The organism is Luteimonas sp. RC10, from assembly GCF_014192745.1.
GTDB lineage: Bacteria > Pseudomonadota > Gammaproteobacteria > Xanthomonadales > Xanthomonadaceae > Luteimonas.
This window is the reverse complement of sequence record NZ_JACHYJ010000009.1, coordinates 12,130-37,644: the sequence shown is the minus strand read 5'-3', so window position 1 is coordinate 37,644 and position 25,515 is coordinate 12,130. Positions and strand designations below refer to the sequence as shown.

At 65.5% G+C, this 25,515-nt stretch carries 23 protein-coding genes and 1 pseudogene; 12 read left to right on the top strand and 12 right to left on the bottom strand.

The features are described from left to right. The first annotated feature begins 94 nt into the window (after window positions 1-94). The 4 genes from FHW73_RS15475 to FHW73_RS15460 all read left to right on the top strand — a co-directional run bounded on the left by FHW73_RS15475 (window position 95) and on the right by FHW73_RS15460 (window position 5,681). Window positions 95-2,461 carry an LTA synthase family protein gene (locus FHW73_RS15475; RefSeq protein WP_183427659.1) on the top strand — a complete coding sequence of 789 codons (2,367 nt, stop codon included), beginning with the start codon at window positions 95-97 and terminating at the stop codon, window positions 2,459-2,461. Window positions 2,462-2,575: 114 nt separating this feature from the next. Continuing rightward, complete coding sequence (locus tag FHW73_RS15470) at window positions 2,576-4,381, top strand: hypothetical protein (RefSeq protein WP_183427658.1); 1,806 nt, start codon at window positions 2,576-2,578, stop codon at window positions 4,379-4,381. Beyond that, window positions 4,378-4,830: a GtrA family protein gene (locus FHW73_RS15465; RefSeq protein ID WP_221187604.1), complete on the top strand. Its 453-nt coding sequence runs from the start codon at window positions 4,378-4,380 to the stop codon at window positions 4,828-4,830. Before FHW73_RS15470 ends, FHW73_RS15465 begins: the two co-directional genes overlap by 4 nt. Before the next feature lie 5 nt (window positions 4,831-4,835). Next, the gene (locus FHW73_RS15460) at window positions 4,836-5,681 is read left to right on the top strand and encodes a glycosyltransferase family A protein (RefSeq protein WP_183427657.1); all 846 of its coding nucleotides are present in this window, start codon (window positions 4,836-4,838) and stop codon (window positions 5,679-5,681) included. Between the two features lie 169 nt (window positions 5,682-5,850). Here FHW73_RS15460 and FHW73_RS15455 read toward each other — a convergent pair whose 3' ends face one another. From FHW73_RS15455 to FHW73_RS15440, 4 genes are all read right to left on the bottom strand, one after another. Beyond that, the gene (locus FHW73_RS15455; protein ID WP_183427656.1) at window positions 5,851-6,804 is read right to left on the bottom strand and encodes a glycosyltransferase; all 954 of its coding nucleotides are present in this window, start codon (window positions 6,802-6,804) and stop codon (window positions 5,851-5,853) included. Further along, complete coding sequence (locus tag FHW73_RS15450; RefSeq protein ID WP_183427655.1) at window positions 6,801-7,490, bottom strand: NAD-dependent epimerase/dehydratase family protein; 690 nt, start codon at window positions 7,488-7,490, stop codon at window positions 6,801-6,803. Before FHW73_RS15450 ends, FHW73_RS15455 begins: the two co-directional genes overlap by 4 nt. Before the next feature lie 111 nt (window positions 7,491-7,601). After that, window positions 7,602-8,546, bottom strand: coding sequence for an electron transfer flavoprotein subunit alpha/FixB family protein (locus FHW73_RS15445; protein WP_183427654.1), 945 nt, complete (start codon window positions 8,544-8,546; stop codon window positions 7,602-7,604). Window positions 8,547-8,646: 100 nt separating this feature from the next. Continuing rightward, entirely contained in the window at window positions 8,647-9,393 is a 747-nt protein-coding gene (locus tag FHW73_RS15440) for an electron transfer flavoprotein subunit beta/FixA family protein (protein WP_183427653.1), read from the bottom strand. A gap of 209 nt (window positions 9,394-9,602) precedes the next feature. Between FHW73_RS15440 and rfbB the strand changes: the two genes are divergently transcribed. From rfbB to rfbD, 4 genes are all read left to right on the top strand, one after another. After that, a complete protein-coding gene (gene rfbB, locus FHW73_RS15435; protein ID WP_183427652.1) occupies window positions 9,603-10,658 on the top strand; it encodes a dTDP-glucose 4,6-dehydratase in 1,056 nt (351 codons plus the stop codon). 84 nt (window positions 10,659-10,742) lie between these two features. Next, window positions 10,743-11,630: a glucose-1-phosphate thymidylyltransferase RfbA gene (gene rfbA / locus FHW73_RS15430; RefSeq protein WP_183427651.1), complete on the top strand. Its 888-nt coding sequence runs from the start codon at window positions 10,743-10,745 to the stop codon at window positions 11,628-11,630. Next, on the top strand, window positions 11,627-12,184 hold the full coding sequence (gene rfbC, locus FHW73_RS15425; protein WP_183427650.1) for a dTDP-4-dehydrorhamnose 3,5-epimerase: 558 nt from the start codon (window positions 11,627-11,629) through the stop codon (window positions 12,182-12,184). Before rfbA ends, rfbC begins: the two co-directional genes overlap by 4 nt. Beyond that, complete coding sequence (gene rfbD, locus FHW73_RS15420; protein WP_183427649.1) at window positions 12,181-13,083, top strand: dTDP-4-dehydrorhamnose reductase; 903 nt, start codon at window positions 12,181-12,183, stop codon at window positions 13,081-13,083. The genes rfbC and rfbD overlap by 4 nt, the downstream gene beginning before the upstream one ends. A 66-nt stretch (window positions 13,084-13,149) precedes the next feature. Here the strand turns inward: rfbD and FHW73_RS15415 are convergent, their stop codons facing one another. Continuing rightward, the gene (locus FHW73_RS15415) at window positions 13,150-14,559 is read right to left on the bottom strand and encodes a mannose-1-phosphate guanylyltransferase/mannose-6-phosphate isomerase (RefSeq protein ID WP_183427648.1); all 1,410 of its coding nucleotides are present in this window, start codon (window positions 14,557-14,559) and stop codon (window positions 13,150-13,152) included. 8 nt (window positions 14,560-14,567) lie between these two features. After that, window positions 14,568-15,923, bottom strand: coding sequence for a phosphomannomutase (locus FHW73_RS15410; RefSeq protein ID WP_183427647.1), 1,356 nt, complete (start codon window positions 15,921-15,923; stop codon window positions 14,568-14,570). A gap of 110 nt (window positions 15,924-16,033) precedes the next feature. On the opposite strand from FHW73_RS15410, the gene FHW73_RS15405 reads away from it, so the two are divergent. Genes FHW73_RS15405 through FHW73_RS15395 form a run of 3 tightly spaced genes read left to right on the top strand, consistent with a single transcriptional unit; the run spans window position 16,034 to window position 18,030 of the window. Then, the gene (locus tag FHW73_RS15405; protein WP_183427646.1) at window positions 16,034-16,768 is read left to right on the top strand and encodes a CoA transferase subunit A; all 735 of its coding nucleotides are present in this window, start codon (window positions 16,034-16,036) and stop codon (window positions 16,766-16,768) included. A 1-nt stretch (window position 16,769) separates the two neighbouring features. Then, window positions 16,770-17,402, top strand: coding sequence for a CoA transferase subunit B (locus FHW73_RS15400; protein WP_183427645.1), 633 nt, complete (start codon window positions 16,770-16,772; stop codon window positions 17,400-17,402). Window positions 17,403-17,424: 22 nt separating this feature from the next. After that, window positions 17,425-18,030, top strand: a complete 606-nt coding sequence (locus tag FHW73_RS15395) for an alpha-ketoglutarate-dependent dioxygenase AlkB (protein WP_183427644.1) — start codon at window positions 17,425-17,427, stop codon at window positions 18,028-18,030. Between the two features lie 23 nt (window positions 18,031-18,053). Here the strand turns inward: FHW73_RS15395 and FHW73_RS15390 are convergent, their stop codons facing one another. The 4 genes from FHW73_RS15390 to FHW73_RS15375 are packed head-to-tail and all read right to left on the bottom strand — an operon-like array spanning window position 18,054 to window position 21,677. Further along, on the bottom strand, window positions 18,054-18,740 hold the full coding sequence (locus tag FHW73_RS15390) for an ABC-type transport auxiliary lipoprotein family protein (protein ID WP_183427643.1): 687 nt from the start codon (window positions 18,738-18,740) through the stop codon (window positions 18,054-18,056). Continuing rightward, window positions 18,737-19,663, bottom strand: a complete 927-nt coding sequence (locus FHW73_RS15385) for an MlaD family protein (RefSeq protein WP_183427642.1) — start codon at window positions 19,661-19,663, stop codon at window positions 18,737-18,739. The genes FHW73_RS15390 and FHW73_RS15385 overlap by 4 nt, the downstream gene beginning before the upstream one ends. Before the next feature lie 6 nt (window positions 19,664-19,669). Then, the gene (locus tag FHW73_RS15380; RefSeq protein ID WP_183427641.1) at window positions 19,670-20,560 is read right to left on the bottom strand and encodes an ATP-binding cassette domain-containing protein; all 891 of its coding nucleotides are present in this window, start codon (window positions 20,558-20,560) and stop codon (window positions 19,670-19,672) included. Window positions 20,561-20,567: 7 nt separating this feature from the next. Then, entirely contained in the window at window positions 20,568-21,677 is a 1,110-nt protein-coding gene (locus tag FHW73_RS15375; RefSeq protein ID WP_183427640.1) for an ABC transporter permease, read from the bottom strand. A 104-nt stretch (window positions 21,678-21,781) separates the two neighbouring features. Here FHW73_RS15375 and FHW73_RS15370 point away from each other — a divergent pair, with 104 nt between their 5' ends. Further along, entirely contained in the window at window positions 21,782-23,044 is a 1,263-nt protein-coding gene (locus FHW73_RS15370) for a threonine/serine exporter family protein (protein ID WP_183427639.1), read from the top strand. Between the two features lie 198 nt (window positions 23,045-23,242). Here the strand turns inward: FHW73_RS15370 and FHW73_RS15365 are convergent. Together FHW73_RS15365 and FHW73_RS15360 are read right to left on the bottom strand one after the other, a co-directional pair. Beyond that, window positions 23,243-23,599 (bottom strand): annotated as a pseudogene (locus FHW73_RS15365) (H-NS histone family protein); the annotation flags it as partial. Window positions 23,600-23,765: 166 nt separating this feature from the next. Further along, complete coding sequence (locus tag FHW73_RS15360) at window positions 23,766-25,460, bottom strand: proline--tRNA ligase (protein ID WP_183427767.1); 1,695 nt, start codon at window positions 25,458-25,460, stop codon at window positions 23,766-23,768. Window positions 25,461-25,515: the final 55 nt, after the last annotated feature.

The following is a 25,515-nucleotide window of genomic DNA, read 5'->3' as shown; positions in this document are numbered from 1 at the left end:
CGCGACGGGCCGTTTCGTCATACTCACTTGTGCGATCGGAACCGCGGTGGGAGCCGCTAGCAGATGGGCTGCTCTCGACAGCGCGCCCAGCCTGTTGGGCGTAACGCTCGATGCGATGTTCGCGTTGTGCTTTCTGTGGTTGATCAAAAGAGGGGGGGGCACCAGGGCGCAGATCGTCGCTGCGCTGTCTGTTTGGATCTTCGTCTTCCAGCTCACGCACGTCGTAAAGCTGTCTGCGCTGGGCGTGCCTGCTTTTTTCGGCGATCTGTCAGCGCTTGGCGTATTGATGAGCGTGTCGGCCCCCTTGCACGTGGCTTTGTTGGTTGCCTCGATCGTGCTTCTGTTGCTGTTGCTGGCGTTCGGCCTGTGGCCAGCGAGCCGGAAGCAGATGTTGTGGCCTCTCGCGGCGTTGTCGATGCCCTTTGCGTTGTACATGCTGGCCCCGTGGCAGGGGCGTTTGGTCGATGCTCTTTTCCCGTCGCTTCCTGGCGATTACACGACACATCTGCAGCACAGAGGGGGCGTCCAGTTCCTGCTGGACCAGCACGCGCGCCGGCAAGCACTGGCGGCCAGGCAGGGAGATCTCCTGCAGCGGCGGGATGCCGCCTACGCGCCTCGACTGTCCCACCGCCGCAATGTCCATCTCGTACTACTCGAAACCTTCTGGGACCCCCATGCATTTGGGGCGTTCGAGTTTAGTCGGGATCCGTTCGATCCACGCTTCCGGGCGTTGCTGGATGAGGGTGGAAGCTCGGGTGTGCTGACGCCTCATTTTGGGCATCTGACTGCTAACGCGGAATTCGAGGTCCTCTGTGGACTACCTGCTGCCCATGTTGCGGTATTTCAGAGCAGGATGACGGGATCACTGCCTTGCTTGCCGAGGTTGCTACGCGAGCTTGGCTATCAAACCCTCGCATCGCACTCCAATCACGCCGATTCCTGGGGCCGTGATCGTGCTTACGGTTGGATGGGATTTGCCCATTTCAATGCCTACGACAGCTTCGTTCGCGATGATCTGGACGGGGTGTTCCTCAATGACGGCAGCTTCTATCGACAGAATCGCGAGGCGATCGCAGGGCTGAGTCCGGGTGCCCCATACTTCAACTATTTGGTGACGATCAGCTCCCACTATCCGTATCGTCAGAACCCGGAGCGAAGACCTGCGCTTGTCGCGACCACGCCGACGAATGCGGCGGTTGAGGACTATGCAAACGCAATAGCGTACTCGAGTGCGGCGTTCATGGACTGGCTTGCCGATGTTCGACGCACCGATCCGGACGCGTTGATCGTGGCATTTGGCGACCACGCGCCTACCATGCCCCCTGACCAACGGCCCTACTCGCAGTCGGGGATCAAGATCCATGCAAGGCCGTTCGAGGACGCGCACACCTTGCTCTCGATGTCACGCACCCCCTTGTTGTTCATCGACGGGCGCAAGGGGGCCGTGAACGTGGGTACGGTGTCATTGGAGTACCTCCCCGTTCTCATCACGCGGGCGTTGGGGATTCAGCCTGAAGGACTCCCGTACCTTACTGACGATATGGAGAGTGCGCGCGCGGCGAGAAGCGCACGCTTTCTGGGGAATGTCATCACCTTAACGGATGAAGGTTGGGTGATCTGCGGCCCTCAGGAGGGCGAGAGCCAAGCTTGCCTTGAGGCCACCGAACTTTACGACCAGAAGCGTTCGCTGCGTGACGCGCTTCTTGCGCGCCCTCTCCAGACGCTCGAATTACTTGGCCTCGAGGCTTTGGCGCAGCCGACCGAAATGAACATCGATGCACCGAACGGTTGCCTGATCGACGTTCAGGATTGGGGGCCCAAGTCTGCGGTTGCGGGAGATCATTTCAATCGCCAAACGGGCTCGGGCCTGAGTGCGACATGGCTGCGTGTGGCCCGCGTGCAGGGCAAGCCTCGGCTGCAGATAGGCGTGATGAGCGCCAAGGTGGAGGGGGCGGGGGACGTTCTTGCGGCGGTGTGGCCGGCACCGAGCGTGATCAAGGACGCTGGCGAGTATCCGGTACGTGTCCTTTGTGGCGAGACAGAAGTGGCGACGTTGGGCACCATGACAGTTGCCGCACCATCGCTCAATGGCGGTGCTGATTCATCTTCGCATGGCGAAGCATTCGAGGACGTGGGGCGGACAGTGACCGGCCCATTGTCGGTGCAGCCCGAGGATGCCGGCTCTCTCCAGGTCTCGGCATCCGCGCTATCGGGCGTGTGTCGTGGTGACAAGATGGAGGCTGCCGTCGTCGAGATGCATTGGCAGCATCCCGAAGGTGAGCATGGCATTCGTGTCATGGTGCAGCAAGGGCGGGAGACGCCCAAGCTATGGAGCGAAAGCGGACCCCAAGGGACATCGATCACGGGTCCTTGGGTGAACGAGGATGTCCGCTTTATCTTCACAAACTCGACGGGTCACAAGCTGGGGGCGGTGAAGCTGATGGCCCCCGGGTGCGGCTGAGGCTGGATCGGAGGCTCTACCCCTGCATCTGCAGCTGCGCATACGCTACTGGTAGCATAGCGCTGCACGCCCGCAGTGGGCGCTTCCCATCGTTGCAGTAGGGTAATCGTCGGCATGGATGACTTTCCGCAAAGCGCATCCACAACCTCTATTCGACCCGCCGCGAAGCTGGTCGTCATCGGGTTGCTGTCGATGGTCGTCCTGTCCATCGTGCACCAGGTGCTGCTGACGCGCGCAGCGCCTGACGTCCCGTACATGGATTCGCTCAGGTTGCTCGCTCAACTGCAAGACTGGAGGACGGGTCTCCTGTCTACGCTGGAGTTTTGGGGGCAGGGATCGGCCCATCGGGGCTTCGTGAATCAGGCATTCCTCCTGGCCAATGTCGACTTCTTCGGCCTGGACGTCATGCTCGCCAATCGTCTGACGGCGATAGTCATTCTGGCGGTGTCGTTCGTCCTGGTTCTGGCCTGGGGCCGTGATGTTCGTACTCAATACGTCTCACCTGGCCGCATGACGAGGATTGTACTGGCGCTGACGACAGTGGCGATCGCGGGGTTGTGCTTCAGTTGGGCTGGAGTGGAGTTGTTCACGCTGGATCTCGGGTTGCCGTTGTGGACGAAGAATCTCTGTTTCCTGCTCTTCTTCGTCGGACACGCCGCCATTCTGTCGGGACAGGTGTCGAGCATCCGGAAGCTGCAAGTCGTCCTGGCTGCGACAGCGCCATTTCTCGTATTGCTGGTAGGGATGGGGTGGAACTACGCCTTCGTCGGCGCTGTGCTGGCGCTGCAACTGCTCGCCTTTCTTCCCAAGTGGCGACAGGAAGGCCGATGGCTCGGTCTTCTGCCGACGATCGCAGTGTTGGTCTCATTCGCGATCTATATCGGATCAGGCCAGATGATCCATGCAGAGGTCGACTCTGCACGCATTTCTTTCAGTGCCGAAACAATGGTCCTGCCCTTCTATGCGTTCGGGAGCGCGTTTGGGGGGCACGAGGCGTTGTTGCATGGGGGGCGCAGCCGTGAACTTCTGCTCGGCCTTGGTGCGTTGCTCGTGATATCGGGCGGCGCCGCCTCTTTGAGTTGGTTGCGCCGTGGTGCGCCAGGTTCGCGACTTCCGCTTTACCTCATACTCTACGGCGGTCTGACTGCTGTTTCCGTATCGATCGCCCGTGGTGGTGACGGTCCAGGGGCGGTTGTCGCGTCGCGGTACTACATGGATTTCGTGTTCCTGCTGATCGGCGTGCTGTGGCTGGCGGCGCGCGAGGTGGCTGCTCTTGCGCCCTCGGCTCGGCGCCTGCCGGGCAGTGCGGTCCTTGTGCTGTTGTGCTTGGTGGCATCAGGACATGCCCTGACTTACTTCCGCGAGTGGCAAGCGGGCCCATTCCGCGAACTCATCTTTAAGGCCATGGGTGAGGCCATGGTCCAGGGCGTTCCCGACGAGGAGTCGGCGAAGTTGCTCCAGTCGCCACTCGATCACGCACGTCGAGGCGTCAACGTCATGCGTGACAACCGTCTTGCGCTGTTCTCTGGGTTGCCTGCGGACTACTGCCGCCTCGATGATGTCCGGTACGGCGCAGGCTGGAACGGCGAGGAGGCGCAAGGCAGGTGGACTCGGGACGCCTCGGAGCTATTCCTTCCCACGTGTGACTGCAACTTCGCTGTCGAGGTCTATTTGCCCGCCGTGATGTCCGCGCGCGAGGTCCGAGTCATCGGAAGCGACGGCCTGGAGCGCAGCGCTCGTGTCGAGCCTGGCCGCTCTTCGCGCTTGGTTCTGGGGCCCAGCGTTGATGGCGGGCGGGTCCGCTTGCTGGTGTCGCCGACGACGATACCCAGTCGCGAGTCCCCTGGCAGTCTCGACGCGCGCGTGCTCGGCGTTATGGTGAGCGACATTTCCTTGAGTTGCGATGGTTCGCCAAAGTGAGCGGGACACTGGGGCGTAAACACCCGGAGGAAGGCGAGATCGCGCCACAACCCGGTCCCCTGCAGCGTCTGTTTCGCGACCAACGGTTGCTCTTCCTCGTCGTGGGGGGGCTCAACACGGCCTTCAGCACGGCATTGTTCGCAGCCCTCGTCCTGTACCTCGGGCCACGCGTACCGTCGGCGGTCAGCCTGGCCATCGCATGGATCATCTCTCTGCTCCTCGTCTTCAACGTGCACAGGCGCCTCGTTTTCAAGGTGCAAGGGCACGCCTTGCGGGATTTCGTCCGGTTCGTCGGCGTCAACGTCGTGTCCTTCCTGCTCAATGCGGGTGCGCTGACATTGTTGGTGGAGATCGTGGGCTTTTCTCCCATTCCGGTGCAGATTCTCATCACGATCGTGCTCGTGGTATTCAACTTCGTCGGCCACAAGTACTTCTCGTTTCGCAGGTAATCCATATGACGCGCTCGAGCGATGCGCCCCGTGTTTCGGTGGTGATACCCGCCTACAACAATGCCCGCGACATCCGGTCGGCCATCGATTCGGTGCTTGCGCAGGACTACGCTGACTACGAACTCGTTGTGGCTGACCATGCATCCACAGACGGCACATCCGCGATTCTGGAGGACTATCGCGATTTGCCTCGGGTGCGTGTGCTGGCGCCGACACCTGCGGGCGGAGGAGCGTTGGCGAACTGGAGCCGTGTGACGGCACACGCGCGTGGCGATCTTTTGAAGCTCGTATGTGGCGATGACCTCATCACCCCCGATGCGTTGCGTCGCCAGGTCGCGGCGTTCGATACCAATCCGGATGTCGTGATGGTCGCGACGCGACGTAACCTCATCGATGCGAGCGGCCATCAGTTGTTGGCTGCGCGCGGGCTGGCTGGGTTGCAAGGGTGCTTGCCTGGTCACGAGGCCGCCAAGATCAGTATCTTGGCCGGCACAAACGTGTTTGGTGAGCCGGCATGCGTGCTGCTGCGTCGCGACATTCTTCAAGAAGAGGGGGGATGGGACGGACGGTTTCCTTACCTCATCGATCAGGCCACCTACAGCCGCGTCCTGATGCGCGGGAACTTTGTGGCGATCCCGGAGGTCATGGCAAGCTTCCGTATCAGCGCTGGGCAATGGAGCGTGCGCTTGACGCGCGAGCAGTCGCAACAGGCCATCGCCTTTCACGAGTACTTTGCCTCGGCGCATGCGGGTTTGTTGAGCGCGGCTGAGTTGCGCCGTGGCAACCGGCATGCGCGCTGGATGGCGCATGTTCGGCGCATCGCCTATGCCTGGTTGCGGCGACGGATGTAGGTGGTGTGCGCGGGATCACGTCGGGGGCAGCGCCGGCGCACCTGCTGTCAGGCGAGAGGCGCATCTGTGCGTTCGAGTTTCAGTATGTCGTCGGCATCACGACACCGGTGCGAAAACTCGTCTGTCTGTCGCCCTTACGTCGTGATTCCACGGAACGGCCGCATCGTTCTCAGGACGGGTTGCTGGCGTCCGCCTGGAGATTGACGCGCTGGCCGACCACATACTGAGGGCGGCTATTGATGTTGAGCAGGATGCGACCGATGTACTCGCCGATTGCCCCCAACGCCAACAGTTGCAGTCCGCCCATGAACAGGATGGCCACAATCAGCGATGGCCAGCCGACCGCCATGCCGGGGTCCACGAGCTTCCTCCATACGACGCCCAGGGCCGTGAGAAAAGCGAAGGCCGAGGCGAGCACGCCAGCAAGTGAGACCAGCCGCAGTGGCACGATCGAGAAACTGGTGGCCATCTGCAGCCATAGCGATACGGACTTTCGCAAGCTGTAGCCCGACTTTCCATCGCGACGGGCATGGTGCTTGCCTGTGATGCTCGTGTAATTCGCTGTGCCTTGCAGCAGGAGCCCGTCGACGTATACGAACGGGCCCTTGTACTTCAGGGCCGTCTCGCAGACTTCGCGCCGGATTCCACGATATGGTGACAGATACAGACTGCGTGGCTTGCCAAGCAGCCTGCTGGCCACCAGGTCGTTGAACGCACTACCCATCTTCTTCCAGAGGGCATGTTCGCGTTTCTCGAAGTTCACATAGCACAGATCCGCGCCGTCTTTGAGCGCCTGCACAATCCTGGGAATATCGTCGGGATCATGCTGCAGGTCGTCATCCATCGTGATGATGAAACGCCCCGTCGCATGGGCAAATCCGGCCATGACCGCATTGTGTTGGCCTGCGTTTCGCCTCAGGTTGACGCCTTTCAACCACGGGCGATCTGCTGCCAAAGCGCAGATCACCTGCCAAGCGTTATCGGGGCCGTGGTCGTGAACCAAAATGACTTCGAATGCATCTGTCGTGTAGGCCTTCAGGCACGACTCGAGGCGTTCGACCAGCGATGGAAGAATGCCGGCGCTTCCGTACACGGGGACGACCACAGAAACTTCCATGTTCATCGACTCCCGCCGTAGTATTTCTCGACAACACGGTAGGGGTAGTCCTTCCCGAAATCCAGACCGATGTCAGTGGCTATTTGGTCGCTTAGCGACGCGTCAATATGCATGTCGTCCCCCCGATCGATTTCGATGGCTTCGGCGCGGCGTCCAAGAACCGATTCGAATATCTCGAGTATTTCCCGCATCGAGAGCGTCCAGGGCGATGCAACGGATACTCGACGCGGAAAGGCGCTTGCGTTTGTCAGGATGTGATGCGTGATCGCCACCACGTCGTCGATATCGATGAGGTTGCGTCGGGCACGCGTCCACAGCTTGACCATCTGACCGGTCATGATCTGGTGGGCGAGATGGTTGGTCAGCGTGTTGGGATTGTTCGTCGCGCCGACGACTTGGGGCAGGCGAATCACCAGCCCGAAGGCAGCGTCGCCCACCAGCCTTTCCATCGACCGTTTGTGCTCGAAATAAGCCGACTTCTGTTTTGGATTGGCGACATTGCAGCTTCCAAAGTACACCAGACGCTCCGGCTTGCGCGCGATATGGTGTAGAACCAAATCGCGCTCCCGCGCGAATGCCGCATCGCTTGTCTCTGCCGAGTTGGAAACGCCCGATGCGAATACGATGGTCGCCTCGTCGTCCGCATAGAGAGGCGAGAACGCGCGGGCTATCAGGCCGGTTCCAACAATCATGAACGATCCTAGGCGCGGTAGGGAAGCATGCGAAGCATGGCCGACAGGTTGTCGGCTGATCAATGCCCGGTATCAGGTCAAGATGGCGTTGAAAGCGGCTAATTCCTCACTTTAGCCGAGCGCGGCTTCCAGCTCCGGCAACACCTTGAACAAGTCCCCGACCAGGCCGATGTCCGCAATCTCGAAGATCGGTGAATCCGCGTCCTTGTTGATCGCGACGATGGTGCCGGCGTCCTTGATCCCGGTCAGGTGCTGGATCGCGCCGCTGATGCCGATCGCGACGTAGAGTTCGGGCGCGATGATCTTGCCGGTCTGGCCGACCTGCAGCTCATTGGGAACGTAGCCGGCATCGACCGCCGCACGCGAGGCGCCTACGGCGGCGCCGAGCTTGTCGGCGAAGTCGAAGATGATCTTGAAATTCTCTTCCGAGCCGACACCGCGGCCACCCGAGACGACGCGCTTGGCGCTCTGCAGGTCAGGACGATCGGTGCTGCCCGCCGCCAGGGCGACAAAACGCGTATGGGTGGGCAGGTCGGCATCGACGGTGGTCGGCTCGATCGCCGCGCTGCCGCCGCGTGCGGCTTCCTGCCACGACGCGGTGCGCACGGTGGCGACCACGGGCTGGCCCGCAGGCGCCTCGACGGTGACGATGGCATTGCCCGCATAGATTGGGCGCTTGAAGGTGTGGCTGCCTTCGACCGTCATCAGGTCGGAGATCTGATTGACGCCGAGCAGGGCGGCCACCACGGGCATCAGGTCCTTGCCGAAGGTGGTCGACGGCGCGAAGACATGGCTGTAGCCGGCGGCGAGCTTGGCGATTTGCGGGCCGAGCACCTGGGCCAGCGGCTGCGCATTGGCCGGGTTGGCGACCGTGAGCACCTTGGCGACACCCGCGATGGTCGCCGCATCGGCCGCGGCGCCGACAGGGTCGGCGGCGAGCACGACGACGTCGATGGTGTCCGGCGAGAGCGCCTGCGCCGCGGCGACGGTCTTGGCGGTCGCGCTGGCGTTGAGCTTGCCGTCGAGGTGTTCAGCGATGACGAGGACGTTGGACATGGAAGTTCTCCTGGGAATCGTCGCGTCCGTGCGGGCTCGCGTCGATGCACTCCGGCTTCGGCCGGCAGTCACTGGGCTCCCGCGGTGCGGGAGCGACGGTTCAGAGCAGACCCTTGGCCTTCAGCGCGGCAACGAGCTCGGCCGCGTCCTTGACCATGACGCCCTTGCTGCGCTTGGCCGGCGCCTCGTAGCGCGAGGTCGTGAGCGTGTCGGCGGTCTCGACGCCCAGATCGGCGAACGGGATCGACTCCAGCGGCTTGGCCTTGGCCTTCATGATGTCCGGCAGCTTGATGAAGCGCGGCTCGTTCAGGCGCAGGTCGGTCGTCACCACCGCCGGCAGGTCCACTTCGAGGGTTTCCAGGCCGGCATCGACCTCGCGGGTCACCGTGGCCTTGCCGTCGGCGAGCTCGAGCTTGCTGGCGAAGGTCGCCTGCGGGCGTCCCCACAGCGTGGCCAGCATCTGGCCGGTTTGGTTGGCGTCGTCGTCGATCGCCTGCTTGCCGAGGATGACGAGGTCCGGCTGTTCCTGCTCGACCAGCTTGAGCAGCGTACGGGCCGCGGTCAGCGGCTGGATCGGCTGGTCGCAGACCACGTGCAGCGCTCGGTTGGCGCCCATCGCCAGGCCGTTGCGCAGGTGCGCCTGGGCGTCGGCCGGTGCGATCGTGGCGACCACGACTTCCGTCGCGACGCCCTTGTCGCGCAGTCGCAGCGCCTCTTCGAGCGCGATCTCGTCGAAGGGGTTGGCCGACAGCTTGACGCCGTCGGTGACGACGCCGGAGCCGTCGGGCTTGACCTGGATGCGGACGTTGTAGTCCACCACGCGCTTGTAGGCGACGAGGATCTTCATCGGGCGGGCATTCCTTGATGTCTGACGGGTCACCCGGCCGCGGCGGCAGGCACGGGGCGAATCGCCCGATTCTAGCGGTCTGCGGGGTAGGCCGCGAGCCCGGTGTCTCGGCTTGGCGGCTTTCCACCGAAATCCCTGGGCCGACCCGGTATCCTGTGGCATCCGCCCCTGCATGGCGGTCCAGCGTATTCACATAGGAGCGTGTTTCCGTGCCCACTTGGCTCGTCACCGGCGGCGCCGGCTTCATCGGCGGTAATTTCGTGCTCGAGGCGGTCCGCCTGGGCGTGCGCGTGGTCAACCTGGATGCGTTGACCTACGCGGGCAATTTGCAGACCCTGGCCTCGCTGGAAGGCAATCCCGACCACGTCTTCGTGCATGGCGATATCGGCGATCGGGCCCTGGTCTCCCGGCTGCTGACCGAGCATCGGCCCGATGCCGTCCTCAACTTCGCCGCCGAAAGCCACGTCGACCGCTCGATCGACGGCCCGGCCGCGTTCATCGACACCAACGTCGTCGGAACCCTGGGTCTGCTCGAGGCGGTGCGCGACCACTGGAAGCAGCTCGACGGCGACGCCAAGGCGGCCTTCCGCTTCCTGCACGTGTCCACCGACGAGGTCTACGGCACGCTCGGCGAGACCGGCAAGTTCACCGAGACTACGCCGTATGCGCCCAACTCGCCGTACTCGGCCTCCAAGGCGGCGTCCGACCACTTGGTGCGCGCGTTCCACCATACCTACGGCCTGCCGACGCTGACCACCAACTGCTCCAACAACTACGGCCCCTACCATTTCCCCGAGAAGCTCATCCCGCTGGTGATCGCCAAGGCGCTGGCCGGCGAGCCGCTGCCGGTCTATGGCGACGGCCAGCAGGTGCGCGACTGGCTGTTCGTGACCGATCACTGCGAGGCGATCCGTACGGTGCTCGAGAAGGGCCGGGTCGGCGAAACCTACAACGTCGGTGGCGATTCGGAGCGCCGGAACCTCGAGGTCGTCGAGACCATCTGCCGACTGCTCGATGCGCGCCGCCCACGCGAGGACGGCCAGCCGCGCAGCAGCCAGATCACCTTCGTCGCCGACCGGCCGGGCCACGACCGGCGCTACGCGATCGATGCCTCCAAGCTGCAGACCGAACTGGGCTGGAAGCCGCGCCACACCTTCGAGACGGGCATCGCCGAGACCGTCGACTGGTACTTGGACAACCAGGACTGGGTGCGCGGCATTCTCGATGGCAGCTATCGGCTCGAGCGGATCGGGACCGCGGTCTGAATCGCCCCACCCCGGGCCCTCCCCCGCTTGCGGGGGAGGGAGATCAGTGATCCCCGTGCGCGGGGATGAGACGAGAGAATTCCAATGACGCAACGCAAGGGCATCATCCTGGCCGGCGGCTCGGGCACCCGGCTCTATCCGATCACCAAGGGCGTCAGCAAGCAGCTGCTCCCGGTCTACGACAAGCCGATGATCTACTACCCGCTCAGCGTGCTGATGCTGGCGGGCATCCGTGAGGTGCTGATCATCAATACCCCGCACGAGCAGGCGCTGTTCCAGGCGCTGCTGGGCGACGGATCGCAGTGGGGCATGGACATCCGCTACGCGGTGCAACCGAGTCCCGATGGTCTGGCGCAGGCCTACCTGATCGGGCGCGAGTTTGTGGGCGGCAAGCCGAGCTGCCTGGTGCTGGGCGACAACATCTTCCACGGCCACGGTCTGACCGACACGCTTCGGCGGGCGGACGCGCGCGGCGACGGCGCGACGGTCTTCGGCTACTGGGTCAACGATCCCGAGCGCTACGGCGTGGCCGAGTTCGATGCCCACGGCAAGGTCGTCGACATCGCTGAGAAGCCCGAGCAGCCGCGTTCGAACTACGCGGTGACCGGCCTGTACTTCTACGACGGCCGGGCCAGCGACTATGCCGCCGAGCTCAAGCCCTCGCCGCGAGGCGAACTGGAGATCACCGACCTCAACCGCCGCTACCTCGACGACGGCGCGCTGTATCTCGAACAGCTCGGCCGTGGCTATGCCTGGCTCGACACCGGCACGCACCAGTCGCTGCACGAGGCCTCGAACTTCATCCAGACCATCCAGGACCGCCAAGGCCTGCAGGTATGCTGTCCGGAGGAGATCGCCTTCGGGCAGGGCTGGATCGATGCCGAGCAATTGCTGGCGCTGGCCAAGCCGTTGTCCAAGAACGGTTATGGCCAATACCTGCAGACGCTGGTGACCCGAGGAGTGGTGCGTTGAAGATCATCGAAACCAAACTGCCCGGCGCCGTCGTGCTTGAGCCTGCCGTATTCGGCGATGCTCGTGGTTTCTTCTTCGAGACCTGGAACGCGGCGCGCTTCGGCCAGCATGGCCTGCCGACGAGCTTCGTGCAGAGCAACGTGTCCTCGTCCGCGAAGGGCGTGCTGCGTGGCCTGCATTACCAGTGGCCACGTCCGCAGGGCAAGCTGGTCAGCGTGCTCCAGGGCGAAGTGTTCGACGTGGCGGTCGACATCCGGCGCGGCTCGCCGACGTTCGGCCAGTGGGAAGGCGTGCTGCTGAGCGCGGAGAACAAGCGTCAATTCTGGATCCCGGAAGGCTTCGCCCATGGCTTCGCAGTGCTGTCGGAGACGGCGCTGTTCAGCTATTTGTGCACCGATGTCTACGTCAAGGAAGCCGACGCAGGCGTGCGCTGGGACGATCCGCAGATCGGCGTCGAATGGCCGGTCAAGGCGCCTCTGCTGTCGGACAAGGATGCGCATGCGCCACTGCTGGCCGATATCCCTGAGGATCGGTTGCCGGACTTGCGCGCATGACCACGCTGATCTTCGGTGCCAACGGCCAGGTCGGCCGCGAGCTGCTGCGTGCGCTCGTGCCACTCGGGGCGGTGCAGGGCACGACGCGCAGCGGTACGCTCGCCGATGGCGCGCCATGCCTGCAGGCGGACTTTGCCGACGCGGAAGCCGTTGTGGCGCTGCTCGATATCGTGAGGCCGGATCGGGTGATCAACGCCGCGGCGTACACCGCCGTCGACAAGGCCGAGAGTGAATCTGCGGCCGCGTTCGCCGCCAATGCGACCACGCCCGGCGCGATCGCACGCTGGTGCGCCGCACACGACGTGCCGTTGGTGCACTACTCGACCGACTATGTATTCGACGGCCAAGGCACGCGCCCGTACCGGCCGGACGACGCCACCGCACCGCTGGGCGTCTACGGGGCCAGTAAGTTGGCCGGCGAGGACGCGATCCGAGCCGCTGGCGGGCAGCACCTGATCCTGCGCACAGCCTGGGTCTATGCAGCGCACGGCCACAACTTCCTGTGCACGATGCTGCGCGTGGGGGCCGAGCGCGACGTGCTGCGCGTGGTCGCCGACCAGGTCGGTACGCCCACGCCGGCGGCGCTGATCGCCGACGTCACCGCGCGGTTGCTGCAGGACGGCGGCGAGCGGCGCGGCACTTGGCACCTGACCGCGCACGGCGAGACGAGCTGGCACGGCTTCGCCGAGGCCATCTTTGAAGGTGCGCTCGCACGTGGCCTGATCGACCACGTGCCAAAGGTCGAGCCAATTACGACCGCCGACTATCCGACCCCCGCCAAGCGCCCGGCCTACTCGCGCCTGGATACCGGCACGCTGGAGCGCGACTTCGGTGTCGTGCTGCCCGATTGGAAGCGTGCGCTGGGTGGCGTCCTCGATACGCTCGCCGCGGATCGCTGACAGGGCCTCGAATGCAGGACGGCGCCCGGAGGCGCCGTCCTCGAAGTTGAGCGATGAGGTGCCGACTCAAGCGCGGCCGTAGGTGTCCTCGAAGCGCACGATGTCGTCCTCGCCCAGATAGCTGCCCGACTGCACCTCGATCAGCTCCAGTGGCAGCTTGCCCGGGTTGCGCAGGCGGTGGGTCACGCCGAGCGGGATGTAAGTGCTCTGGTTCTCGCTCAACAGCAGCACATCGTTGCCGCGCGTGACTTCGGCGGTGCCGCTGACGACGATCCAGTGTTCGGCGCGGTGGTGGTGCATCTGCAGGCTCAGTGTCGCGCCCGGCTTGACGGTGATGCGCTTGACCTGGAAGCGTGCGCCGTTGTCGATCGAGTCGTAGGCGCCCCAGGGCCGATAGACCTTGCGATGCCAGCTGGCCTGCGGCAGCTGGCGCGCCTTGAGCTCGGCGACGACGTCCTTGACCTGCTGGATCCGGTCGCTGCGCCCGACGAGGATCGCGTCGTCGGTTTCGACAACGATCGTGTCTTCCAGGCCGATCATCGCGATCAGCCGGTTGCCGTGTGCGTAGGTATTGCGGCAGTCGATCGCCACGACATCGCCGTGATGTGCATTGCCATCCGCGTCTTGCGGACTGACTTCGCGCAGCGAGGCCCATGAGCCGACATCGCTCCAGCCGGCGTCGAGTGGCATGACCACTGCGGCGTCGGTCTTTTCCATGACCGCGTAATCGATCGAATCGGATGGGCTGGCGGCAAACGCGTCGCGATCGAGGCGGGTGAAGTCCGCATCCTTGCGCGCGCGTTCCCACGCAGTGCGGACCGCCGACAGAATGGCCGGTGCGTGCCGTCCGAGTTCCTCCAGATAACGGTCCGCGCGGAACAGGAACATGCCGCTGTTCCAGTAGTACTGCCCCGAGGCCACGTAATGCTGGGCCGTTGCCAGGTCCGGCTTCTCGATGAAGCGTTCGACTGGAAGGGCCGCATCCTCACCCGTCCCTGCCTTGATGTAACCGTAGCCGGTCTCGGGGGTATGGGGCACCACGCCGAAGGTGACGAGCTTGCCGGAGGCTGCGGCCGGCAGCGCGGCGCGGACCGCTGCGAGAAAAGCGTCCGGGTCTTGGACCACATGGTCCGATGGCAGCACCAGCAGCACTGCATCGGGCGCGGAGTGCGCCGCCTCAAGTGCGGCCACTGCGATAGCGGGTGCTGTATTCCGGCCTGCGGGTTCGAGCAGGATCGTTTCCGGACGGGCCCCGACTTGCTGCAGCTGTTCGGCGACGATGAAGCGATGCTCTTCATTGGCGACAATCAGTGGCCTCTGCTCCCCTGCGAGCGGGGCGACCCGTTGCCATGTCGCCTGCAGCATCGTGTGCTCGCCCACCAGTGGCAGGAACTGCTTGGGATACATCTCGCGCGACAGCGGCCAAAGCCGCGTGCCGGAGCCACCGGACAGAAGTACCGGAATGATCGCGGTCATCTTGGTTCTCAAGCGTCTGGGGACAGTAGCTGCGACAGTTCCTGCGTCCGCGCCTCGAGCAATGCGCGATCGCCGCGGGTCTCGACGTTGAGTCGCAGCAGGGGTTCGGTATTGGAGCTGCGCAGGTTGAAGCGCCAGTCGCCGAAGTCGGCGCTGATGCCGTCGGTGTGGTCGAGCGCCGGCGACTGCGCGGCGTAGTGCGCCATCACGCGATCGACAGCGGCCTTGGCATCGGCGACGCGGAAATTGATCTCGCCGCTGCAGGGGAACTTCGCCACGCGCGCGGCGACGAGATCACCGAGCGTGCGCCCGCTCTTGGAGACCAGTTCGGCGATCAGCAGCCACGGAATCATCCCTGAGTCGGCATAGGCGAACTCGCGGAAGTAATGGTGAGCACTCATCTCGCCACCGTAGACCGCATCCTCGGCGCGCATTTTTTCCTTGATGAAGGCGTGCCCGCTCTTGCACAGCACCGGGACGCCGCCGGCGGCCTCGACCTGTTCGACGGTGTTCCAGACCAGGCGCGGGTCGTGCACGACCTTGCCGCCCGGCTGCTTGGCCAGGATCGCCTGCGCCAGCAATCCGACCAGGTAGTAGCCCTCGATGAATGTGCCGCTCTCGTCGAAGAAGAAGCAGCGGTCGAAATCACCGTCCCAGGCGATGCCGAAGTCCGCGCCGTGCGCGCGCACCGCATCGGCGGTCGCCTGGCGGTTCTCGGGCAGCAGCGGATTGGGAATGCCGTTGGGAAAGCGCCCGTCGGCGTCGTGAAAGACGCGCACGAACTCGAACGGCAGGTGCGGGGCGAGCAGGTCCACGATGGCGCCGGCGCCGCCATTGCCGGCGTTGACCACCAGCTTGAGCGGACGCAGCGCGGCCGTATCGACGTAGCCGAGCAGGTGCGCGATGTACTCAGATTTGTCCGTGTGGGGGCGTTCGCTGCCCGGATCGGCCACCGGTGGCGGTAGCTCGCCGGCCTCGACCGCGTCGCTGATCGCGAACAAGCCGGTATCGGAACTGATCGGCCGCGCCTGCTGCCGGACCAATTTCATACCGTTGTAGTCCATCGGGTTATGGCTGGCGGTCACCATGACGCCACCGGCCGCGCCCAATCGGTCGACCTGGAAGTAGACCTCTTCGGTCCCGCCCACGCCGATATCCACCACTTCGCGGCCCTGGCTGCGCAGTCCTTCCGACAGCGCGGCCTGCAGCTCTGGGCTGGTCAGGCGCACGTCGCGGCCCAGTACCACCGCCCCCGGCTCGAGTTGGGCGGCCAGCGCAACGCCGATGTCGCGGGCCAGCGCCGGGTTGAGTTCGTCGGGCACGCGACCGCGCAGGTCGTAGGCCTTGAAAGCGGGCAGGGGCATGGCGCATCCATGTGGAAAGGGGGAGCGCCGATTCTATCCCGCGCGCCGACCTGCCGGCGGCAAGGCGCGCTGCCGGCTAGAATGCGCCGAGTTGCGCCACGAGGATCGAGATGAGCGAGCAGAGTTCCGCCGCGGCCCGCCGCGGCAAGCTGTACCCCGATGCGGCGTCGGCGCTGGCCGGCGTCGTCGCTGACGGCCAGACCCTCGCGGTCGGTGGCTTCGGCCTGTGCGGTATCCCCGAAGCGCTGATCGCCGCGCTGCGTGACTCGGGCGTGACCGGGCTGACGGCGATTTCCAACAACGCTGGCGTCGATGGCTTCGGCTTGGGGCAACTGTTGGAAACCCGGCAGATCCGCAAGATGATTTCCTCCTACGTCGGCGAGAACAAGGAGTTCGAGCGCCAGTACCTGGGCGGCGAACTGGAGCTGGAGTTCAACCCGCAGGGCACGTTGGCCGAGCGCCTGCGTGCCGGCGGTGCCGGTATTCCGGCGTTCTTCACCGCCACCGGTTACGGCACGGTCGTTGCCGAGGGCAAGGAAACGCGCGAGTTCGACGGCCGCCATTACGTGCTCGAGACCGCACTGGTTGCCGACGTGGCGCTGGTCAAGGCGTGGAAGGCCGATAAGGCCGGCAACCTCGTGTTCCGCAAGACCGCACGCAACTTCAATCCGGCCTGTGCGATGGCCGGCAAGGTCTGCGTGGCCGAGGTCGAGGAACTGGTCGAGACCGGCGACATCGATCCCGATCAGGTGCACCTGCCGGGGATCTACGTCGACCGCATCGTCGTCAATGCGACCCCGGAGAAGCGCATCGAGCAACGCACCGTACGGCAGGAGGGGAACTGAGATGGCCTGGACCCGCGATCAGATGGCGGCGCGCGCCGCTCGTGAGCTCACCGACGGTGGCTACGTCAACCTCGGCATTGGCCTGCCGACGCTGGTGGCCAACCACATTCCCGACGGCGTCGACGTCTGGTTGCAATCCGAGAACGGACTGCTGGGCATCGGCCCGTTCCCGACCGAAGACGAACTGGACGCCGACCTGATCAACGCCGGCAAGCAGACCGTGACCGCGCGCCCGGGTGCCAGCTACTTCGGCAGCCACGACTCGTTCGCGATGATCCGCGGCGGTCACATCGACTTGGCGATCCTCGGCGCGATGCAGGTCACCGATCGCGGCGACCTCGCCAACTGGATGGTGCCCGGCAAGATGGTCAAGGGCATGGGCGGGGCGATGGATCTGGTCGCCGGCGTCAAGCGCGTGGTCGTGCTGATGGAGCACGTCGCCAAGGACGGCGGCCACAAGATCCTGCCCGAATGCACGCTGCCGCTGACCGGCGTCGGCGTGGTCGATCGCATCATCACCGACCTGGCGGTGTTCGACGTCACGCCCGATGGATTGGTGCTGGTCGAGATGGCCGACGGCGTGGACGCGCAGTCGCTCGAGGCCAAGACCGGCGTCGCATTCGCAAGCCCCTGAGGCCGGCCGGCGAGGAGGCGACATGGGCTCAACCGGCAGCACGCCCGCGCTCCCGGGCGCCGACCTCACCTTCGACCCGCACTGGCTGCCCGCGACCGAGGCCGACGCGCTGTTCGCGGCGCTGCAGGCCGGGCTGCCGTGGACGACGCATCGCCTGCGGATCTTTGGACGGCAGGTCGATGCGCCGCGGCTGAGCTGCTGGATCGGCGATCCCGGCGCGAGCTACCGCTACTCCGGAGCGCGGTTCGAGCCGTTGCCGTGGCCGGCCGCGCTTGGCGCGATGCGCGCGCGCGTGGCGGAGGCTGCCGGGGTGTCGTTCGACAGTGTGCTGGCCAATCTCTATCGCGACGGCCGCGACGCGATGGGCTGGCACAGCGACGACGAGCCCGAACTCGGGCCGCAGCCGGTGATTGCGTCGCTGAGCCTGGGGGCGACCCGGCGCTTCGTGCTCAAGGCGCGCGATGTGCCGCCCGGACAGCCACCGGCGCGACTTTCGCTGGATCTGGCGCACGGCAGTCTGCTGGTAATGCGGGGCGAGACGCAGACCCGCTATCGGCATGCCTTGCCCAGAACCGCGCGGCCGGTCGGGCCACGCATCAACCTCACGTTCCGGCGGGTGCTGCGCTGATCGACGGCCGTCGGTCGGCGACGTCAGCGAGGTGGGGTGACATTGCCGTTGTGGTGGCTGGCCTCGTGGGCATTGCCCGAGGTCAGGATCCAGCCGACCATCTCGCCGCCGATGCTCTGCAGTGCGGTGCCGAAGGCGTCGACGACCTGTGCGACCTCGGTGCCGCTGGCGGGGATCGCGGCCAGGAATGTGCGCGAGCCGACCACGGTCTGGTCGATGTTGTGGATCAATTTGGCGTTGGCTTCGATCGTCGCCGATGGCATCGCGTTGCCGGCGTAGTCGGCCTCGAAGCGCCGCAGGTCGATGACCAGTTTGTAGTCGGCGGTGATGCCCGCGCCCTGGCGTGCGACCGCGGGGATCCGGCCCGAGTCTTCGAGCGTGCGCAGCACCACGTCCTGCAGCATATCTGTGGGGGTCTTGGCCCAGTTTGCGCTGCGGTAGACCTGCAGTTCGCTGGGCGTCGGCCGGACCGCGATGCGGAAGCTGTCGATCATGCGTGCGGCGGTCGGCGGACTCAGGGTCAGCTGCCAGTCGGCATGCGGCCACTGCGCCACGGTCTGTACGCGCGGATCCGGAGCGTAGATCGTCGAGCGGTCGCGGTCGCCGGCACCGCCGCCGAGCAGCGACGAACAGGCACCGAGCAGGGCGACCAGCACCAGGCCAGCCGATGCGCGTGCGACATCGCGGGTCGCGGTCGAGGAGAGTTTCATTCGGGGTCGAACTCCTTCGGGGCGTCGCGGCCGAGCAGGTAGCGCGCGGGGTTGGCGTCGAGACGGTCGCTGATGCGGCGCAGGTCGCGGACCAGCGAGCGCAATTCGCCCAGCGTCGGCCCCAACTGCGATAGCCCGTCGTTGGCGAAGCTGCTGATCGCGGCGCGATTCTCGTTGAGGATCGTGTCGGCGCCGCCGGCCGCAGAGTCGAGCCGGGTCAGGGTGCTGTCGAGGCGGGCGACGAGGTCGGGCAGCTTCTGCACCAGTTCCCGGTCGAAGCTGGTCATCGCGCGGTTGGTCGTGGTCAGGGTCTGCTCGAGCTGCTCGCTGGCACGGCGGGCGTTGACGATCATCGCGCCCAGGTCCTCGCGCTGGCCGGCGACGGCGCCGGTCATGCCTTCGATGTTCGCCAGCGTCTGCGAGATGCGTGCGACGTTCTCTTCGCTGAGCACCTGGTCGAGCCGTTCGACCAGCCGGTTGGCGGTGTCGGAAATGTTCTGCAGCGCCGAGGCCTCGGTCTGGATCACCGGCACGTCGTCGCCCTCGGACACCGTGAGCAGCGCCGCCTCGGGCGAGCCGCCGGTGAGCTGGATGATCGGCGAGCCGGTCAGGCTGGTCATCGACATCCGGGCGCGGGTGTCGGTCTTGACCGGGGCGTTGGCCTGGATCCGCAGGCGCGCGATGACCTGCCGCGGGTCCTCCGGTGCCAACTGCAGGTTGTCGACCGTGCCCACGGCGATGCCGTTGTATTGCACGCTGCTGCCTTCGGTCAGGCCGGTCACCGGTTCGCGGAAGATGACGTCGAACTCGTTCCAGCTGCGGTCGGACGAATACTTGGCGGCCCACAGCGCGAAGCCGAGCAAGGCGATCGTCGCCACGAGCGTGAACGCACCGATCAGGACGTAGTTGGCTCTGGTTTCCATGGTCGTCTACTGGGCTCCCGGCCCGTTGGCCCTGGCATCGCGTGCGGCGCGGCCGCGGGGGCCGTGGAAGTAATCCTGGATCCACGGGTGGTCGACCCGTTCGATCTCCTCGACCGGCGCGACTGCGATGACCCGCTTGTCCGCCAGAACGGCGATCCGGTCACAGATAGCGTAGAGGGTGTCGAGGTCGTGTGTGATGAGAAAGACGGTCAAGCCCAGCGCTTCTTGCAGGGTGCGGATCAGGCGGTCGAATGCGGCCGCGCCGATCGGGTCCAGGCCCGCGGTGGGTTCATCGAGGAACAGCAGTGGTGGGTCGAGTGCCAGTGCGCGCGCCAGACCGGCCCGCTTGCGCATGCCGCCGGAGAGCTGCGAGGGCAGCTTGCCGACGGCGTCCGCCGGCAGGCCGGCGAGCTTGACCTTCAGCAGCGCCAGCTCATAGCGCAGCTTGTCGGGCAGGCTGCCGTGGTGTTCCTTCAGCGGCACCTCCACGTTCTCGCCGACGGTCAACGACGAGAACAAGGCGCCGTCCTGGAACAGCACGCCGGTGTGGCGCTCGATATGGCTGCGGCTATCGGGGTCGCGCGACAGCGCGTCGGCGCCCAGGACCTCGATGCTGCCCGCCTGCGGCGCGCGCAGGCCCAGGATCGCGCGCATCAGCACCGACTTGCCGGTGCCCGAACCGCCGACCACGCCCAGGATCTCGCCGCGACGCACATCGAGGTCGAGGTCCTCGTGCACGACCTGCTCGCCAAAGCGGTTGACCAGCCCGCGTACGCGGATGGCGATGTCGCCGTCGTCGCTGCCGTGATCGGCGGCCTGCGCTGGGCGATCGGGCACGACGCCGCCGTCCCGCGCGTCGGGCGGGCTCGTCTGCGCCTGCTCTGCCGAATCACCCATCACGTCGTCACCACCCCATGTGCATGAACCAGATCGCGGCGAATGCATCGAGCACGATGACTAGCGAAATGGACTGGACGACGCTGGAGGTCGTGCGCTCGCCGACCGACTGGGCGGTCCCTTCGACCTGCAGCCCTTCCAGGCAGCCGATCAGGCCGATGACGATGGCAAACAGCGGGGCCTTGGACATGCCGACCAGGAAATGCCGCAGTTCCATCTGGTCGTGCATGCGCGACAGGTAGGCCTGCGGCGGGATGTCGAGACTGAAGGCGCCGACCGACAGGCCGCCGATCAGGCCCGCGACCATCGCGATGAAAGTCAGCAGCGGCAGCATCGCCATCAGTGCGAGCACCCGCGGAATGACCAGCAGGTCGACCGGGTCCAGCCCCAGGGTCCGGATCGCATCGACCTCCTCACGGCCGACCATCGCACCGATCTGCGCGGTGAACGCGCTCGCGGTCCGCCCTGCGAGCAGGATCGCGGTCAACAGCACGCCGAACTCACGCAGGAAGGCGATCGACACCAGTTCGACGACGAAGATCGTCATGCCGAAATCGGCCAGCACCGATGCGCCCAGGAACGCGATCACCGCGCCGACCATGAACGACAGCAAGGCCACCAGCGGGACCGCATCCAGCCCGACCTGCTCCATGTGGTGGACGGTGGAGGTGAGCCGCAGCCTGCGCGGCGAGGCGACCAGACGGACGAGCTTGACCAGCAGCTCGCCCAGGAAGCTCACCAGCGAGATGATCCCGCGCCAGTTGCCGTGCATCGTGTAACCGAGCCGGCCGAGCGCTGCGGCAAAGCCGTACTCGCGCTTGCGCGGCGGGCGATCGTCGGCCACTTCGTCGATCGCCTCGACCAGCGCGCGATGGTCCTGGCGAAAGTCGAATGCAGCAAAATCGAGCTGTCGTTTGTTGGCGTAATGCCGTAGTTGCAGCACCCCGACCGAGTCGAGTCGGTCCACGCCGGTCGCATCGATGTCCGTGGCGTCATTGGTCTCGCGCAGCACCCGCTCGATCGCGCCCGCATGGTCGAGCGTCCAATCGCCGCGCAGCCGCAGCCGGCCGGTAGCGTCGGCGTCTGCGCTGGGCGTGGCGTGTCGGGAAGCGGTCATTGAAGAGCGTGCGGCCGGGCAGGGGCAAACAGTGACGAGAATACCGAAAAACCATGTGACGCCGAGCATCACGCATCGCCGTGCCAGCGCGCCCATGCCATGCTGTGTCGATGTCCACGACGATCGCCTCGCTGACCTCCGCCAGCTACGCCGCCCGCATCGCCTTCGTGGTCGAGCTTGCCGAGCATTTGCACGCCTACGGCACGACCGCCCAGCGCCTGGAAGGGGCGGTGATCGCGGTGACCCAGCGGCTGGGCATCGAATGCGAGCCCTGGGTCAATCCCACCGGCATGATCCTGACGTTCAGCGATCCGCTGCGTCCGCCCGGCGATAGCGATACCACCCGGGTGATCCGGATGCCGCCCGGCGAGGTGGATCTGTACAAGCTGTGCGAGACCGACCGGATTGCCGAGCAGGTGATGGCCGGCGGCATGGACCTGGCCGAGGGGCATGCCGCGCTGCGTGCGCTCGACCAGCGTCAGCCGGGCCGGGCTGGCAAAGCACTGCACGTGCTCGGCTTCGCGCTGGTGGCCACCGGCGTGGCCGGGCTGTGGCGGTTGCCGTGGCCCGACATCGCCACCGCCGGCACGATCGGTCTGCTGATCGGCCTGCTCGATCTGGTGACCCGCAACGGAACCCGGCTCAAGGAGGCCGGGGAGGCGTTGGCGGGCATGCTCGCCGGCTTCGTCGCCATTGTCGTGTCGGCGTTCCTGACCCCGCTCAATCTCAACACGGTCATCATTGCCTCGCTGATCGTGATGCTGCCGGGCATGGCGCTGACCAATGCGATCAATGAGCTCACCAGTCAGCATCTGGTCTCGGGCACCGCGCGGTTCGCGGGCGCCATTACCACGGTGCTCAAGCTGACCATCGGCACGGTCATCGCGTTGGCGCTGGCGCAGTTGCTCGGTGTCTCGCCGAATGTGCGCGCGCTGCGGCCGCAGCCCGACTGGGTGGAATGGGGCGCGCTGGTGGTGGCCGCATGTGCATTCGCCATTCTGTTCCGCGCAGGCAAGCGCGACGTGTTGGTGGTTATGGCCGCAGCGGCCTCGGGTTACCTGATCTCGCGCTGGGTCGGGGCGGCGCTGGGGCCGGAGATCGGTCTGTTCGTCGCCGCACTGGTGATCACGGCGGCCGGCAACGGCTATGCACGCTGGGCCGACCGCCCGGGGGCGGTGATCCGGGTGCCCGGCATCATCATGCTGGTGCCCGGCAGCAATAGCCTGCGCGGCCTGATGAACCTGATACAGCAGCAGAACGTGGCCGCTGGCCAGGAGGCTGCGCTGCTGGTGATGAATATCGTGATGGCGCTGATCGCCGGCCTGATCTTCGGCAACGTGCTGCTGCCTGCGCGCAAGAACCTGTGAGCTCAGGCGAAGGGCGCCGGTGCACGCGTCCTGTGATAGTCGCGGCAGGACCGTCGGCCGTCGCGCCTTGGCGTGTCGAGGGCCTTGGTATGTGGATGCGCGTAAGGTGAATGGGCGCAGTGGCAGGGCCTGCGCCAGGTGAAACACAAGAAAAAGGCGCCGAAGGCGCCTTTTCTTCCTGCGAGCGCCCGATTACTTGATCAGGAACTCTTCGAGCTTCTTGCCCTTCTTGATCTGGGCGGCCAGCCACAAGGGCTGCTTGCCACGACCGGTCCAGGTTTCGGCCTTGTTGGCGGGGTTGCGATACTTCGGCGGCACCTTGCCGAGCTTGCGGCCCTTGGCAGGCCCGGTACGGCCAGCCCTTGCAGGCGCTCCGGCACCGCCGGCCCCGAACAGCTCGGCGACGCTGTAGCCCTCTGCGGCGGCCAGGTCGGTGAGCTTCTTGCGGACGGTGGCCAGCGGCTTGCGCTTCTTGAGCGTGGTCTTGCGCTCCTTGGCCTGGGCAATCAGCGCATCGAGTTGCTGCGGGGAAAATGCATTGAGATCAAACGCCATGTGTACGGCTCCGGCTGGTTAATGGGGGTGACCAGTCCTTTGGCATGGCGGGCATCATAATCGGGATTATCCCAGGAAACAAATCACCGCTGCGCCCGACATGGTCGCCGGGCGCGGTGCGGGTGGATCGAGGGATTAACCGGCCCCGTGAAGGCGCGAGGAAACTTCAGTCGCGAAGCCTGGAGAACAGCGATTCGCGATCGAGATTCTCTGCATCCGCTGCCGTACGTTTACGATATTCGTAGGTGCCCGACGCCAGGCCACGGCTCGAGACCACAACGCGGTGGGGCACGCCGATCAATTCGATATCGGCGAACATCGCGCCGGGCCGCAGGCCGCGGTCGTCGAGCACGGTCTCGATGCCGGCTGCCAGCAACTCCCGGTACAGCGCCTCGGCCGCCTCGGCAACATGGGTTTCGTTCTTGGGATTGATCACGCAGACCGCGACCTGCCAGGGCGCCATCGCGGCCGGCCAGATGATGCCGTTGTCGTCGTGATTCTGTTCGATCGCCGCAGCCACCACGCGCGACACGCCAATGCCGTAGCAGCCCATGCACGGCACCACGGCCTTGCCGGCGGCATCGAGCACCTTGAAATTCATCGCTTCGGCGTACTTTCGGCCCAGCTGGAAGACGTGACCCACCTCGATGCCGCGCGCCATCCGCAGCTCGCCACCATCCTCGGCGCGGTCGCCGGCGACCACGTCGCGAATATCGGCGACGACGTCCGGCTCGGGCAGGTCGCGACCCCAGTTGACGCCCGCCAGATGCCAGCCGGCCTCGTTGGCACCGACCACGATGTCGGCCATCGCTGCCACTTCCAGGTCGGCCACGACCCGGATCGGTCGACGCGGCGCGACCGGGCCCAGGAAGCCCGGCTCGCTGCCCAGGTAATCGGCGATTTCCGCCTCGCTCGCCAGCCGGTAGTCGGCCAGGCCCTCGACCTTGGCGAGCTTGATCTCGTTGACGGCGTGGTCGCCGCGCACGAGCGCGAGCACGAACTGCTCGCCAGCCATCAGTGCGATCGATTTGGCGGTGCGGGCCAGCGCGATGCCGAGCAGCGCGGCGACGTCCTCGCAGGTCTTCTGGGTAGGCGTCTCCACGCGGCGCAAGGCCTCGCTGGGCGCCGGTCGCGCGCCCGGCGAGGCAGCGCGGGCGGCCTCGACGTTGGCGGCATAATCGGAAGATGTGGAAAACACCAGCGCGTCTTCGCCCGATTCGGCCAGCACGTGGAATTCCTGCGAGGCGTCGCCGCCGATCGCACCCGAGTCGGCCTGCACCGCGCGAAAGTCCAGGCCCAGCCGGGTGAATATCCGGGTATAGGCCGCGTGCATCTTCTGGTAGGAGGCGGCCATGCCCGCCTCGTCGATGTCGAACGAATAGGCGTCTTTCATGACGAATTCGCGCGAGCGCATCACGCCGAAACGCGGGCGAATCTCGTCGCGGAATTTCGTCTGGATCTGGTAGAAGTTCAGCGGCAGTTGCTTGTAGCTGGCCAGCTCGCCGCGGGCGAAATCGGTGATTACTTCCTCGGCGGTCGGCGCATAGCAGAATTCCTGCTCCTTGCGGTCCTTCACCTTCAGCAATTGCGGGCCGAATTTCTGCCAGCGGTCGCTTTCCTCCCACAACTCGCGTGGCTGGATCGTCGGCATCAGCAGCTCGATCGCGCCGGCGGCGTCCATCTCCTCGCGCACGATTGCTTCGACTTTGCGCAGCACGCGCAGGCCCAGCGGCGACCAGAGATAGATTCCCGCGCCCAGCTTGCGCAGCATGCCGGCCTTGAGCATCAGCTTGTGGCTGACGAGCTCGGCGTCGGCGGGCGTTTCCTTTTCGGTACGGAGGTGGAACTGCGACAGGCGCATTGGCGGCATCTGGGTCAGGATCGGACCCGACATTGTGCCACGCAGGCCCGCGGCC

Bases quoted from the DNA above. Each gene is read 5' to 3' on its own strand.
- FHW73_RS15470 (WP_183427658.1), top strand. From the start codon at position 2,576: ATGGATGACTTTCCGCAAAGCGCATCCACAACCTCTATTCGACCCGCC.
- FHW73_RS15460 (WP_183427657.1), top strand. From the start codon at position 4,836: ATGACGCGCTCGAGCGATGCGCCCCGTGTTTCGGTGGTGATACCCGCC.
- FHW73_RS15455 (WP_183427656.1), bottom strand. From the start codon at position 6,804: ATGAACATGGAAGTTTCTGTGGTCGTCCCCGTGTACGGAAGCGCCGGC.
- FHW73_RS15450 (WP_183427655.1), bottom strand. From the start codon at position 7,490: ATGATTGTTGGAACCGGCCTGATAGCCCGCGCGTTCTCGCCTCTCTAT.
- FHW73_RS15445 (WP_183427654.1), bottom strand. From the start codon at position 8,546: ATGTCCAACGTCCTCGTCATCGCTGAACACCTCGACGGCAAGCTCAAC.
- FHW73_RS15440 (WP_183427653.1), bottom strand. From the start codon at position 9,393: ATGAAGATCCTCGTCGCCTACAAGCGCGTGGTGGACTACAACGTCCGC.
- rfbA (WP_183427651.1), top strand. From the start codon at position 10,743: ATGACGCAACGCAAGGGCATCATCCTGGCCGGCGGCTCGGGCACCCGG.
- rfbD (WP_183427649.1), top strand. From the start codon at position 12,181: ATGACCACGCTGATCTTCGGTGCCAACGGCCAGGTCGGCCGCGAGCTG.
- FHW73_RS15415 (WP_183427648.1), bottom strand. From the start codon at position 14,559: ATGACCGCGATCATTCCGGTACTTCTGTCCGGTGGCTCCGGCACGCGG.
- FHW73_RS15410 (WP_183427647.1), bottom strand. From the start codon at position 15,923: ATGCCCCTGCCCGCTTTCAAGGCCTACGACCTGCGCGGTCGCGTGCCC.
- FHW73_RS15405 (WP_183427646.1), top strand. From the start codon at position 16,034: ATGAGCGAGCAGAGTTCCGCCGCGGCCCGCCGCGGCAAGCTGTACCCC.
- FHW73_RS15400 (WP_183427645.1), top strand. From the start codon at position 16,770: ATGGCCTGGACCCGCGATCAGATGGCGGCGCGCGCCGCTCGTGAGCTC.
- FHW73_RS15395 (WP_183427644.1), top strand. From the start codon at position 17,425: ATGGGCTCAACCGGCAGCACGCCCGCGCTCCCGGGCGCCGACCTCACC.
- FHW73_RS15390 (WP_183427643.1), bottom strand. From the start codon at position 18,740: ATGAAACTCTCCTCGACCGCGACCCGCGATGTCGCACGCGCATCGGCT.
- FHW73_RS15385 (WP_183427642.1), bottom strand. From the start codon at position 19,663: ATGGAAACCAGAGCCAACTACGTCCTGATCGGTGCGTTCACGCTCGTG.
- FHW73_RS15380 (WP_183427641.1), bottom strand. From the start codon at position 20,560: ATGGGTGATTCGGCAGAGCAGGCGCAGACGAGCCCGCCCGACGCGCGG.
- FHW73_RS15375 (WP_183427640.1), bottom strand. From the start codon at position 21,677: ATGACCGCTTCCCGACACGCCACGCCCAGCGCAGACGCCGACGCTACC.
- FHW73_RS15360 (WP_183427767.1), bottom strand. From the start codon at position 25,460: ATGCGCCTGTCGCAGTTCCACCTCCGTACCGAAAAGGAAACGCCCGCC.